This is a genomic window from Massilia yuzhufengensis, assembly GCF_900112225.1.
GTDB classification, from domain to species: domain Bacteria; phylum Pseudomonadota; class Gammaproteobacteria; order Burkholderiales; family Burkholderiaceae_D; genus Telluria; species Telluria yuzhufengensis.
Window position 1 is genome coordinate 251,893 of record NZ_FOLD01000002.1, and the last position, 12,350, is coordinate 264,242.

The following is a 12,350-nucleotide window of genomic DNA, read 5'->3' on the forward strand; positions in this document are numbered from 1 at the left end:
TTGGCTTAACAGTTTTCATGTAAACGGGATTAATCGGGAATATTTTTCAGGTCGTCCATCCAGACCGTGGCCTCGGAATCGGACGGCGCGCGCCAGTCGCCGCGCGGGGACAGCGAGCCGCCGTTGCCGACTTTCGGACCGTTCGGCACGCAGCTGCGCTTGAACTGGCTGGTCTTGAAGAAGCGCCACAGGAAGATACCCAGGTTCTTCCTGATCTCACCGAGCCCGTACTGGTTGCGCGCCAGCGCCGCATTGGGCCACTTGCCCTGTTCGCGGTCATGCCAGGCGCACCAGGACAGGAAGGCCACCTTGCTCGGCTTGAAGCCGAAGCGCAGGATGTAATACAGGTTGAAGTCCTGCAGCTCATAGGGGCCGATCACGTCCTGGGTGGACTGGGCCGGCTTGCTGTCGTTGGCGCCGCCGGGAACGAGCTCCGGGCTGATCTCGGTGTCAAGGATCTTGAGCAGCACGTCGGCGCCATCCTGCACCACCGCGCCGGTCTCGGCCACCCAGCGCACCAGGTAGGAGATCAGGGTCTTGGGCACGCTGGCGTTCACGTTGTAGTGCGACATATGGTCGCCCACGCCGTAGGTGCACCAGCCCAGCGCCAGCTCGGACAGGTCTCCGGTGCCGATCACGATCGCATTGTGGAAGTTCGCCAGCCGGAACAGGTGGTTGGTGCGCTCGCCCGCCTGCACGTTTTCGAACGTGATGTCGTACTCCGCCTTGCCTTCGCTGTACGGGTGGCCGAGGTCCTTGAGCATCTGGATGCAGCTCGGGCGGATGTCGATCAGCTGCGCGCTGCAGCCCACCACCGCCATCAGGTCGTTGGCCTGCTTCAGGGTGCGCTCGCTGGTCGCGAAGCCCGGCATGGTGTAGGCCAGGATGTTCGTGCGCGGCAGGTTCAGGCGATCCATGGCCCGAGCGCACACCAGCAGCGCGTGGGTCGAATCGAGCCCGCCCGAGACGCCGATGACGACTTTCTGGATGCCGGTGGCGGACAGGCGCTGGACCAGCGCCTGCACCTGGATGTTGTAGACTTCAAGGCAGCGTTCGTCGCGGCGCGCGGCGTCGGCCGGGACGTAGGGGAAGCGTTCGACCGTGCGCGCCAGCGGCATGTCGCGCTCGAGCGGCAGCGCGAGCGCGAACCGCACCAGGCGGAACTTCGCCACCTCGTCCGCATGGCGGCGCACCGACTGCGCGAAGGTGGTCGCGTGCATGCGTTCGTTGGACAGGCGGTCCAGGTCGACGTCGGCGAAGATCACGTGCGAGTCGTCGCTGAAGCGTTCGGATTCGGCCAGCAAATCGCCTTTTTCGTAGATGAGCGACTGGCCATCCCAGGCCATGTCGGTGGTCGATTCGCCGCGGCCGGCCGAGGTGTACAGGTAGGCCGCGAGGCAGCGCGCCGATTGCTGGCTGACCAGCTGGTGGCGGTAGCCGCTCTTGCCCACCACGACGTTGGAAGCGGACAGGTTCACCAGCACCGTGGCCCCGGCCATGGCGGCGAACGAGGATGGCGGGATCGGCACCCAGACGTCTTCGCAGATCTCGACGTGGAAGCGGAATAGCGGCAGGTTCTCGATCTCGAACAGCAGCGCCGGACCGAAGGAAACAGCCGCGCCGAACAGGTCGATGCTGTCCACCGCCGCGCAATCGGCCGCACTGAACTGCCGGGATTCGTAAAACTCGCCATAATTAGGCAGGAAACTCTTGGGCACGACGCCGAGCACGCGGCCATTGGCCACGACGACCGCGCAATTGAAGAGCTGGTGATTCACCTTCAAGGGCAGGCCGACGACCAGCGCGATCGGCAGCGCCCTGGAGGCCTCGACGATGGTGGCCAGGCCGTCGAGGCAGGCGTCGAGCAGTGCGCGCTGGTGGAACAGGTCGTCGCAGCTGTAGGCGGACAGGCCCAGTTCCGGGAAGGCCGCCAGCACCGCACCTTGGTCGGCGGCCTGGCGCGCAAGGCTGAGCGTCTGCTGGACGTTGAAGGCCGGGTCGGCGATGCGGCAGCGCGGGATCGCCACCGCGACGCGCGCGAAGTGGTGCGTGTAGAGGTTGAAGAAGCGGTTGTTCATTGGTAGGTCTTTCGCGTGACAGCAAGCGCTGGGGCTTCCCGAAAACAACGGTCCGCAGGGCCGGAATTTATCAATTCGTTAGCTACGGAAGTAATTTTGAATTATCGCACGCATATCGTTTCTTCTCTCTCCGAGGTCAAGCAGGCTCGCTGGGATGGGTTGGTGGGCGCCCAGGACAATCCGAACCCCTTCCTGTCGTATGCCTTCCTGCACGCGCTGCATGAATCCGGCAGCGCCGCGCCCGAGACCGGATGGCAGCCGCAGTACATCGCGCTATTCGACGGCGACACGCTGGCGGCCGCCCTGCCACTGTACGTGAAGGGGCATTCGTACGGCGAATACGTGTTCGACTGGGCCTGGGCCGACGCCTACCAGCGCCATGGGCTCGACTACTACCCGAAGCTGCTGTGCGCGATCCCGTTCACGCCGGTGGCCGGCCCTCGCCTGCTGGCGGTCGACGACGCCGCGCGCGCCGCACTGATCGAGGTGCTGGTGGCGACCCAGGCCGGTACCGAGGTGTCGTCGACCCACATCCTGTTCCCGCCGGAAGCGCACGCACGCCAGCTGAAGGACGCCGGCTTCCTGCTGCGCAGCGGGGTGCAATTCCACTGGCTGAACCAGGGCTACGCCAGCTTCGACGACTTCCTCGCCACGCTCGACGCCAAGAAGCGCAAGAACATCCGCGCCGAGCGGCGCAAGGTGCGTGAGGCCGGCGTGACGCTGCGCCGCGTACGCGGCGTGGATGCGCTCGAATCCGACTGGATCCTGTTCAACCGCTGCTACCGCCACACCTACCGGGCCCACCACTCCACGCCCTACCTGAACCTGGATTTCTTCCAGCGCATCGGCGCGGCCATGCCGGCCAACATCCTGCTCGTGATCGCCAGCCGCGACGGCCGCGACATCGCCGCTTCGCTCGTCATCCACAACGCCACCACCCTGTTCGGCCGCTACTGGGGCGAACTCGAACACGTACCCTGCCTGCATTTCGAAGCCTCCTACTACCAGCCGCTGGAATTCTGCATCGAACAAGGCATCGCGGCGTTCGAGGGCGGCGCCCAGGGCGAGCACAAGATGGCGCGCGGCTTCCTGCCCACCCGCACCTGGTCTGCCCACTGGCTGGCCCACCCCGCGTTCGCCGACGCCATCGAACGCTTCCTGGAACGCGAAGCCGGCGGCATCGACGACTACATGGACGAGCTCACCGAGCGAACCCCCTTCCGCTCTCCACCACCACTTCGGGGTCAGGTCTGACATTTGGACACGGCCTCGTCCGTTAGCCTGTTTTCGGCATCGAAAGTGGGTGCCGACGGCATCGGCGCACTGGCCAAGGCGCTCGACCAGGTGACCGGCATCGAGGCCTTGCTGGAGCAAGACAAGCTATCGGATCAGAGCAATGGCTAGGTTGCAAAGCCAGGCCGGGAAAACCACTAGCCCCCCTCTACTGCCGAGATCGTGTCCAAATGTCAGACCTGACCCCGAAGTTGACTGGGTGGTGGGAATGCATGTGTTTTTGGCGGCCTGGGCCGTGCTAATGTGGTGGGCAATGCGACTTCACTAACCACTGCGGATGCTATGAAACGATTGGGATTGCTGCTGTGTTTTCCACTGTCCGTCATGGCGGCCCCGAATGAACCTGCGGGGCTGGTGCAATCGCTGGACAGCATCATCGCGGCCCGTTTCAAGCCGGAGCTGCCGGGCGTTGCCGCGCTGGTCGTCAAGGATGGCAGGCCGATCCTGCGCAAGGCGTATGGGATGGCGAATGTCGAACTGGGTGTGCCGGTGCGGCCGGAACACGTGTTTCGCATCGGCTCGACGACCAAGCTGTTCACCGCTGCCGCGGTCATGCTGCTGGTCGACGAGGGCAAGCTGGCACTCGATGCGCCGGTCACCCGCTACCTGCCGGACGCGCCGCGTCACTGGGACAAGGTCACGATCGAGCACCTGCTGGCGCATACGAGCGGCATCCCGAACCTGTCGATGGATTCGGGCTACTGGCGCACCACGGCGCGGCTGGACCACACGCTGGAAGAACTGGTGGCGCCGGTGCGCGGGCGGGCGCTGGAGTACGCTCCGGGGACCAGGTTCACGTATAACAATACCGGCTACAACCTGCTCGCCATGGTGATCGAGAAGGTGTCGGGCCGGGCGTATTTCGATTTCCTTGACCAGCGCATCATCAAGCCGCTTGGGCTGGCGCATACGCGGGAAGGCACCGACAAGCAGCTCATACCGGGCCTGGTGACGGGCTACCGCAGCGGCCCCGCGCCTGCCTGGCTGCTTGCCAGCAACAACCTGCATGCGGCCGGTGGGCTGGTGAGCACGGTCGACGACCTCGCGGCGTTCATGCTGGCGCTGCAGGCGGGGAGACTCGTCCCGCCGGAGGGCGTGCGGCGCATGAACGCCAGTGTCGTCCTGCCGAATGGCGAAGCGACCGGCTACGGTCTCGGGTCCTGGGTGCGCATGGTGAATGGCAAGCACCTGGTCGGGCATGGCGGCTACATCTTCAATTTCTACAGCCAGCTCGAGATGGATGTCGACTCGGGGATCATCGCGGTGACGCTGCATAACGGCGACCGCTTTGGCGGCGACAATGAAGTATTGAGCAAGCAGCTGATCTCGGAAGTGCAGGCCTGGTACTGACGGACCCACCTACTGCCGAGCTCGTGTCCAAATGTCAGACCTGACCCCGAAGTTGCGAAGTTGGTCGAGTGCCGCCTGCAGGCCTGCTGCCGGCAGCACGTAGCGGCCGTAGGCGACGCCGTCGATCGCGTCGAGGTCGCGATCGCGCTTGAAACCGAGGGTGGTGGCGTGCATCAACAATTTCCACGCAGGGCGATCGGGTGGCATGTCGGCCGGTTCGTGGGAATGCGCGCACATTCGGCCTGCGCCGCCCGCTAGAATCACTGGTTTGCAACCTGGCGCACCCCACGGCTCACATCACATGCTCGCTTCCACCCTCCTCATCACCGGCCTGGTTCTCCTGGTGATCAGCCAGAAGAAAAAAGACCGCACCCTGGCGATCGCCGCCCTGGTCTGTTTCGTCCTCAGCCTGGGCATGAACGATTTGATCCGCGGGTTCATCGCAGGCTACAACGGTTCATAGGGCGCGCGAGCAAGGCGCCGCCCACGAAGAAAGGGCCGGATGCGCGCAATGCGGATCCGGCCCTTCTCGTTTTGCAGGCTGGCTTACTTCCAGCCGCCGGCGTTCGAGCGGAACTCGACGTGGAAAGGCTTGGCGAGCTCGGCCTGCTTGCGCAGGACATTCAGGGCGCGGCCATTGGCGGTGGCCAGCAGCACGCGGGCGACGGTGTTCAGGAAATTCTTCATGTGCGACTCCTCTATTGCCTTGCAAAAACAGCAAGGCCAACGGTAACAATGCGACCGCGAATGCGATCCTATGTCACTGTTATATAGGCGAGCCGGGCAACTTTCCAATTCCGATTGGCAATACCAGACATACGATTGATGAATGTTATTCGAGCTGCCTCCCTAGCCAAGAGCGTATCCCGTCCAGCGAGCGGAATTCGGTAACGGAACGGCAAGCGATCTGCGGGTGGCGCGCCTGCAACATGCGCGACAGGGCGGCGCCCGGCCCGAGTTCGAGCGCCACCGTCGCGCCGGCCTCGCTGCAAGCGTCCATGCAATCTTTCCAGCGGATCGGCTCGGCGATCTGGCGCGACAGGTCGCCCACCGCGCGGCCTGCCCCGTGCACCGGCTCGGCCGAAATACCCGACAGGACGGGAAACGCCGGCGCCGACCAGCGCTGTTGTTCCAACACTGCCGCGAACGGCTCCACCGCGCCCTGCAGCAAGGGCGTGTGCGACGCCACCTCCACCGGCAGCACCGTGGCCCGGCCACCCGCCGCAACGGCGGCCTGCGCCAGCGCGTCGCGCTGCGCGGCAGGGCCGCCGGCCACCAGCGCGTCGTCGCCGGTGACGATCGCGGCGTGGAAACCGCAGCGGCGCAACAGTGTGTCGACACTCCCATCGGGCAGGCCGGACAGCGCGACCATGCCCTGGGGCGGCCCGCCCGCCGCGCAGGCGTCCATCAGCCGGGCGCGCTCGATGGCCAGCTTGACGGCGTCCACAGGGGCGAGCGCGCCAGCCACGCCGTAGGCGGCGAGCTCGCCGATGCTGTAGCCGGCCACCAGCGCCGCTTGCGCCCCTGCTGCGCCCAGTGCGGTCCACATGGCCAGCGTGGCGGCGACGATCGATGGCTGCGCCACCGCGTTGGCAAAGCGCGCCGGCCCTTCCACTGCGGCCCGCAGCGGTCCCGCCAGTGCGGGATCGGCGAACCAGTCGTCGAGCAGGCGGGCGGCGGCCGGATCGCTGCGCGCCATGTCGAACATGCCAGGATGCTGGGTGCCCTGCCCCGGGCACAGGATGACGAGCCGGCCCGCCATGCTAGGGCGCCCCGTCGCACACCGACTGCAGCAGGCACACCGCCCCCAGCAGGTCGGCGGCGCCGCCCGGCGACAGGCGCGCGGCGCTGAAGCTGCGGTGGCTGGCCAGCGCGCGCGCTTCCCAGTCGGGCGCCGCCGTGGCGCCGCGCGCGATGAAGGCGCGGGCCTGGCGCCGCACCGCCAGCGCACCGCCCGAGCCGCCGCGGTGGTAGACGTTGGTGTCGCTGATGTGCGCCATCAGGGCGAACAGCGCATCGATCCGCGCCTCGCGCAGCGCGCGCCCGGCCGCGAGCGCACGGCGCAGCGCCGGCAGGCCGACCCCGAACACCGAGGGGAAGCCACGGGCGCCCTCTTCGCGCGCGCCGCTGGCGGCGTAGCGCTGGCGCGCCTCGACACCGTGCGAATGCGCGTGGACGTCGCCGCTGTGGGCGCCCAGTTCGCGGCCCCAGTTTGCCAGCAGCGTGGCCTGGATGTTTACTGGCTCGAGCGCGATGCCCTGCGCGCGGCAGTGGCCGATGGCCGCGCACAGCAGGCCGCGGCAGAAGATGGCGCCGCGGTGGGTGTTGATGCCGCCGGTTGCGCGCAGCATCCGCGCTTCGGCCTCGATGCCCAGGCGCTTGAGTTCATGGAAGGACGCGTCCTGCATGCCGGCCGCCACGATGCGCAGGAAGTAGCGGCGCAGCGCGAACATGCTGCGCATGAAGGTGGCGGCGTCCATGTCGGTGTGGCTGCCGTTGTCCACCAGCGAGACCAGCCCGGGTTTTGGGTACAGGGCCAGCTCGGCATGCAGGCTGCGCACCGCGAGGCGCGCGACCTGCTGGCAGAATGCCCGGCCGGCGCCGGCGCCGGACAGGTCGGAAGGCCGGCCGACCGGCGCCCAGGCGGGTTTGGCGGCGTGGCCGTGCATCGTCAGTTCAGCCATGCCTGCCCTTCCAGCGTCGCGATCAGGTCATCTGGCGCGACCAGTGCCACCCGGTCCAGCCCTTTCGCCAGCACCCGCGTGCCCGGTGCACTGTCGAAGGCCGCGTGCAGCTCTTTCCAGGCTACCGCACGTCCGTCCGCGAACACGATTTCGCCGTCAAGCGGCAGCTTCTCCGCGTGCCGGGCCAGCAGCGCCAGCCCTGCCGCCAGCTGTTCGCGGTTCTGCGGACGCAGCAGCAGGCGCTCGGGGGCGGATGTTTACTTTCAGCGGAACTATCGGGGGTAAACGTAAACCATCGTCGCGTGCCACCGCCCCGTGCCGCGGCCACGTATCTATGAACGTCGTACCGGCGCAGGCCGGAACAATGCCACTGGCATTGTTCCGCCCTATTCCGTAGCGCAGCCACTTACTTCACGCGCAAGCGGTATGCGACAAAATTAGGTACCGGCCTTCGCCGGTACGACGGTCTCACGGGTAACGACTATCGATTCACGTTACGACGGTTTTGCGCTTAGTGGTCAGCCATGCTTGAGCATCCTGCACACCGCCGCCAGCGCCAGCAGATTCGGATCCCGCTCCCGTACCCGCAAGAAGCTCAGCCCGATGGTCTGGCGCATCCCGTAGTCGGGTTTTAACGGAATCAGCTGCACCTTGTCGCCGAACGCCCCGCGCACCCGCCCCGGCAGCAGCGTGTAGCCAATCCCCGCCCCCACCAGGTTCATCAGCGAGAAGATATCCCCCACCCGCGTGACGATGGTCGGCGCGAAGCCGGCGATGCGGAACGCCTCCTGGAAGCCGGAAAAGGTCACGAAACCATCCCGCAGGCACACGAACTTCTCGTTGGCGCAATCGTGCAGGTCGACTTCTTCCATGCCGGCATAGGGCGAGCCGGCCGGCGCCGCGAAGAACACTTCGTCCTCGAACAGCGCGATCGACTCCACCTCGGGATCGGGCTCGGGAATGGCGATGAGCGCTGCATCGATCGCATTCTGCTTGAGCTTGTGCAGCAGGTCGGCGTTCGAGCCCAGCACCAGTTCGGTCTCGAGTTCCTGCTTGCGCAGCTTGATGCCGAGGATGACTTTCGGGATGATCCCGGTGGTAAGCGAATACAGCGAGCCGATCTTGAGGTGGTCGGCCGAATAGCCGGCCGCCGAGCGGGTGGCGGCGATGCCGTCGGCCATGAGTTTCAGGACGTCGCGGCTGACCTCGGCCAGCACCTGGGCGGCCTCGTTCGGGATCAGGTTGCGGCCCTGCAGGCTGAACAGCTGGCAGCTCATCGCCTCTTCCAGCGAGTGCAGGGCGCGGTGCACGCTGACCGCGCTGATGTCGAGCATGCGCGCGGCGGCGTTCAGGTTGCCGCCCTCCATGTAGGCCAGCAGGACTTCCAGCTTGCGGAAGCTGATGTCTTCGCTGATGCGGGTGATCATGCCAGCCTCTGCAAGGGATGCGGCGCGCCGCCCTGCACGAACAGGTCGGGGTGGCTTTCCGCGCATTCGCGCAGCAGGTCCCACACGATTTTCACCCGCCGCAGCCGGTACAGGTCGGTGGGCGCGGCCAGCCAGAACGCGCGCTCGGCCTGGAAACCGGGCAGCACCCGCACCAGCCTGCCATTGTCCGGCACCGCGTACGGCGGGGCCATCATCAGGCCCATGCCGAGCGAGGCGGCTTCCAGCTGGGCCGTCATGCCCGAGCAGCACATGCGCCGCCGTGGGGTGAAGCCCAGCTCGTTCAGGTAGGAAAGCTCGCGGCTGGCCAGCCGGTCCTGCACGTAGTCGACGAAGTCGTGCCCGGCCAGGTCTTGCTGGGTACGGATCGGCGGGTGCTTGGCCAGGTAGATCGGCGAGGCGTACAGGTAGAAGTGGAAGGAGGCCAGCCGGGTCACCATGTAGCGACCGGTGGTGGGGGCGTCCATCGTCACCCCGAGGTCGGCCTCGCGGTTGGCCAGGTTGGCAAAGCTGGGCAGGGCCAGCAGGTCGATCGACAGGTCGGGATGCTGGTCCAGCAAAGTAGCCAGCAGCGGCGCCACCACCCGCACGCCGAACACTTCCGGCACCCCGAGCCGCACCACCCCGTGGGCCGCCACTTCGGCTCCGCCGATCTGCTCGGCCGCGGCCAGCGCCGCCCCTTCCATCGCCTCGGCATGCGGCAGCAGCGCCTGGCCGACCTCGGTCAGCTCGTAGCCTTCGCGCGAACGGTCGAACAGCGTGGTCTCCAACTGGGATTCGAGGCGGTCGATGCGGCGCGCCACGGTGGTGTGCTCCACCTCCAGCCGGCGCGAGGCGCCGGACAGGGTGCCGGCGCGTGCCAGCTCCAGGAAGAAACGCAGGTCGGTCCATTCAGGCAGCGTATTCATTGGGCAACTTGTTTAATATCAAGATGACATATTGTGCACCAGTGCACATTCCCCCTGCAATCATTTGACGCATTGCCCCTGCGGCCGCGCAGATTCGGTGCGCGTACCGACAATCCGCCCCGGCGCCCCACGCACAGCACTGGTGCAGCGAGCTGTGCATTTTTGCACAAAGGGGTGGGCGATTGTTGACTATCGAAGCAAACCCAAGCAAGGCACACTGCTCAGCATGCGAAAACCTGAACGCATGCCGCTATCAAAAATGAGGAGACATCGATGCGTCTGACCAAGAATAAACTGAAGCTGCTGAACCCTGCCATCCAGTCCGCCGTGGCCCTGCTCGTCCTCTCGGGCGGCAATGTCGTCCACGCCCAGGACACAGGCGCCGCACCCGTCGCGACCAGCGAAGAAGCCGTCAACAAGGTCGTCGTGACCGCCCGCCGCCGCGAGGAAACCCTGCAGGACGTGCCAGTCTCGGTCACCGCCTTCAGCGCCGACCAGCTGTCCAAGGTGGCCACGCCGGACATCACCGCCCTCGCGGTGGCCCTGCCGAACACCACCCTGAAAGCCTCGCGCGCCACCAATTCCACCCTCACCGCCTTCATCCGCGGCGTCGGCCAGGCCGACCCGCTGGCCGGCTTCGAGGCAGGCGTGGGCATCTACATCGACGACATCTACCTGGCCCGCCCGCAGGCGGCCGTGGCCGACATCTATGACGTCGAACGCATCGAAGTGCTGCGCGGCCCACAGGGCACGCTGTACGGCCGCAACACCATCGGCGGCGCCGTCAAGTACGTGACCCGCAAGCTGGCCCCGAAAACCGATGCCCGCCTGCGCGCCACCATCGGCGAATTCGGCCAGAAGGAAATCGTCGCCACCGCCAGCACCCCGATCTCGGAAACCGCCCGCATCGGCGGCACCTTCGCCCGCTTCAAGCGCGACGGCTTCGGCAAGAACCTCACCACCGGCGGCGAGAACTACGACAAGGATGTGACCGCGGCGCGCCTGTCGGCCGAGTTCACCCCGAACCAGGACCTGTTCATCCGCATCGCCGGCGACCTGACGCAAGACGATTCCAGCCCGAAGAACGGCCACCGCCTGATCGTCGGCCGCACCAGCGGCGCCCCGATCCTGGGCAACGTGTTCGACACCCGCGCCAACCTGATGAAGGCCCTGGGCCAGGACCAGGAAGTCAAGGCGCACGGCGTCTCGGCCACCGTGGAATACACCATCAACAACGAATGGTCGGTCAAATCGATTACCGCGTCGCGCAAGGACAAGTCGTACGCGCCGATCGACTTCGATTCGCTGGCCGTGGTCGACATGGAAGTGCCGGCCCTGTACACCAACAAGCAGTTCAGCCAGGAATTCAACCTTACCTACAATGGCGAGCGCCTGCAGGGCGTGGCCGGCATCTACTACATCGACGCCAACGCCTTCAACAAGTTCGACACCATCCTGGCCGGCGCGGTTCCTACCTCGACCTTCACCAGCGGCGACATCGACACCAAGGCCTGGGCCATCTATGCCGACGGCAGCTATCAGCTCACCGATGGCCTGAGCCTGTCGCTGGGCGGCCGCTACACCGTCGATCAGCGCGATGCCGAAGTGCTGCGCCAAATCTACCTGGGCGCCGCCGGCAGCCCTGGCCTGGGCAACCCGAGCGCGATCCTGTTCCGCACCGATACCGACCTGCGTGGCGGCGTCTTGAGCCGCAAGGACAAGAAGTTCACCCCACGCGTGGCCCTGAACTACAAGATGAATGCGGACCACAACGTGTATGCCTCGTACTCCGAAGGCTTCAAGGGCGGCGGCTTCGATCCGCGCCTGAACGTGGTCGGCACCCGCATTCCGCTGGCGGTGGCCCGCGCCGGCTATGCGCCGGAGACCATCGAGACCTATGAACTGGGCCTCAAGTCCGCGTTCAATCGCGGCCGCATCACCACCAACGCGGCGGTGTTCTACAGCGACTACCAGGACGTGCAGATCCCGGGTTCGGTGGCGATCGACACCAACGGCGACGGCCGCGACGACAGCTTCGCCGGCGTGACCACCAACGCCGGCAAGGCCAAGATCAAGGGCGCCGAACTGGAGGCCGTGGCCAACCTGACCCCGAACTTCATGGTCGCCGGCATGTACAGCTACATCGATGCCGAGTACAAGGAATACTTCTCGGCCGGCGTCAACGTGGCAAGCGCGCGCACCTTCCAGAACACCCCGAAGAACTCGGCCAACCTGCGCGTCAACTACGACATCCCGCTGCCAATCATGGGCCATGGCGGCAAGATCTCGCTGATCGGCAGCGCTTCGTACAAGGGCGCCACCGCCCAGTTCGAGACCGCCTCGCTGATCGACCAGGAATCGTACAAGCTGTATGACGTTTCCATCGTCTGGACCCGTACCGACGGCCGCGTCCGCGCCGGCCTGCATGGCAAGAACCTGGGCGACAAGCACTACAAGACCGGCGGCTACCTGTTCCCGACACTGGGCAACGAGGGTACCCTCACCGCCTTCTACGGCAATCCACGCCAGGTCTCGGCAACGCTCGAGTACCGCTTCTAAGCACCCGAAGCCACCCGCAGTACTTCCAGGCTG

At 66.1% G+C, this 12,350-nt stretch carries 13 protein-coding genes; 5 read left to right on the top strand and 8 right to left on the bottom strand.

What is annotated here, in order from left to right; all coding sequences use genetic code 11:
* Positions 1–29 precede the first annotated feature (29 nt).
* Positions 30–2,078, bottom strand: a complete 2,049-nt coding sequence (locus BM031_RS03085) for an NAD(+) synthase (RefSeq protein WP_091870928.1) — start codon at positions 2,076–2,078, stop codon at positions 30–32.
* Positions 2,079–2,174: 96 nt separating this feature from the next.
* Between BM031_RS03085 and BM031_RS03090 the strand changes: the two genes are divergently transcribed.
* The 3 genes from BM031_RS03090 (at position 2,175) to BM031_RS03095 (ending at position 4,721) form a co-directional block, all read left to right on the top strand.
* Positions 2,175–3,332: a GNAT family N-acetyltransferase gene (locus BM031_RS03090; protein WP_091870930.1), complete on the top strand. Its 1,158-nt coding sequence runs from the start codon at positions 2,175–2,177 to the stop codon at positions 3,330–3,332.
* Positions 3,333–3,335: 3 nt separating this feature from the next.
* Positions 3,336–3,482, top strand: coding sequence for a hypothetical protein (locus tag BM031_RS25420; RefSeq protein WP_177207638.1), 147 nt, complete (start codon positions 3,336–3,338; stop codon positions 3,480–3,482).
* 213 nt (positions 3,483–3,695) lie between these two features.
* Positions 3,696–4,721 (top strand): serine hydrolase domain-containing protein, encoded by a 1,026-nt coding sequence (locus BM031_RS03095; RefSeq protein ID WP_177207639.1) that lies wholly within the window; start codon positions 3,696–3,698, stop codon positions 4,719–4,721.
* Between the two features lie 9 nt (positions 4,722–4,730).
* Here BM031_RS03095 and BM031_RS25425 read toward each other — a convergent pair whose 3' ends face one another.
* On the bottom strand, positions 4,731–4,895 hold the full coding sequence (locus BM031_RS25425; RefSeq protein WP_177207640.1) for a hypothetical protein: 165 nt from the start codon (positions 4,893–4,895) through the stop codon (positions 4,731–4,733).
* A gap of 127 nt (positions 4,896–5,022) precedes the next feature.
* Here BM031_RS25425 and BM031_RS25430 point away from each other — a divergent pair, with 127 nt between their 5' ends.
* Positions 5,023–5,184: a hypothetical protein gene (locus tag BM031_RS25430; RefSeq protein WP_177207641.1), complete on the top strand. Its 162-nt coding sequence runs from the start codon at positions 5,023–5,025 to the stop codon at positions 5,182–5,184.
* A gap of 83 nt (positions 5,185–5,267) precedes the next feature.
* Here BM031_RS25430 and BM031_RS25435 read toward each other — a convergent pair whose 3' ends face one another.
* The 6 genes from BM031_RS25435 to BM031_RS03120 form a co-directional block, all read right to left on the bottom strand.
* Positions 5,268–5,408: a hypothetical protein gene (locus BM031_RS25435; protein ID WP_177207642.1), complete on the bottom strand. Its 141-nt coding sequence runs from the start codon at positions 5,406–5,408 to the stop codon at positions 5,268–5,270.
* A gap of 145 nt (positions 5,409–5,553) precedes the next feature.
* Entirely contained in the window at positions 5,554–6,483 is a 930-nt protein-coding gene (locus tag BM031_RS03100; RefSeq protein ID WP_091870935.1) for an ACP S-malonyltransferase, read from the bottom strand.
* Position 6,484: 1 nt separating this feature from the next.
* Positions 6,485–7,405: a triphosphoribosyl-dephospho-CoA synthase MdcB gene (mdcB, locus tag BM031_RS03105; RefSeq protein WP_229408464.1), complete on the bottom strand. Its 921-nt coding sequence runs from the start codon at positions 7,403–7,405 to the stop codon at positions 6,485–6,487.
* Positions 7,393–7,644 carry a phosphoribosyl-dephospho-CoA transferase MdcG domain-containing protein gene (locus BM031_RS03110; protein WP_091870941.1) on the bottom strand — a complete coding sequence of 84 codons (252 nt, stop codon included), beginning with the start codon at positions 7,642–7,644 and terminating at the stop codon, positions 7,393–7,395. Before BM031_RS03110 ends, mdcB begins: the two co-directional genes overlap by 13 nt.
* A 279-nt stretch (positions 7,645–7,923) precedes the next feature.
* Complete coding sequence (locus tag BM031_RS03115; protein WP_091870943.1) at positions 7,924–8,832, bottom strand: LysR family transcriptional regulator; 909 nt, start codon at positions 8,830–8,832, stop codon at positions 7,924–7,926.
* Positions 8,829–9,758, bottom strand: a complete 930-nt coding sequence (locus tag BM031_RS03120; RefSeq protein ID WP_091870946.1) for a LysR family transcriptional regulator — start codon at positions 9,756–9,758, stop codon at positions 8,829–8,831. Before BM031_RS03120 ends, BM031_RS03115 begins: the two co-directional genes overlap by 4 nt.
* 273 nt (positions 9,759–10,031) lie before the next feature.
* Here BM031_RS03120 and BM031_RS03125 point away from each other — a divergent pair, with 273 nt between their 5' ends.
* Positions 10,032–12,317 carry a TonB-dependent receptor gene (locus BM031_RS03125; protein ID WP_091870948.1) on the top strand — a complete coding sequence of 762 codons (2,286 nt, stop codon included), beginning with the start codon at positions 10,032–10,034 and terminating at the stop codon, positions 12,315–12,317.
* Positions 12,318–12,350: the final 33 nt, after the last annotated feature.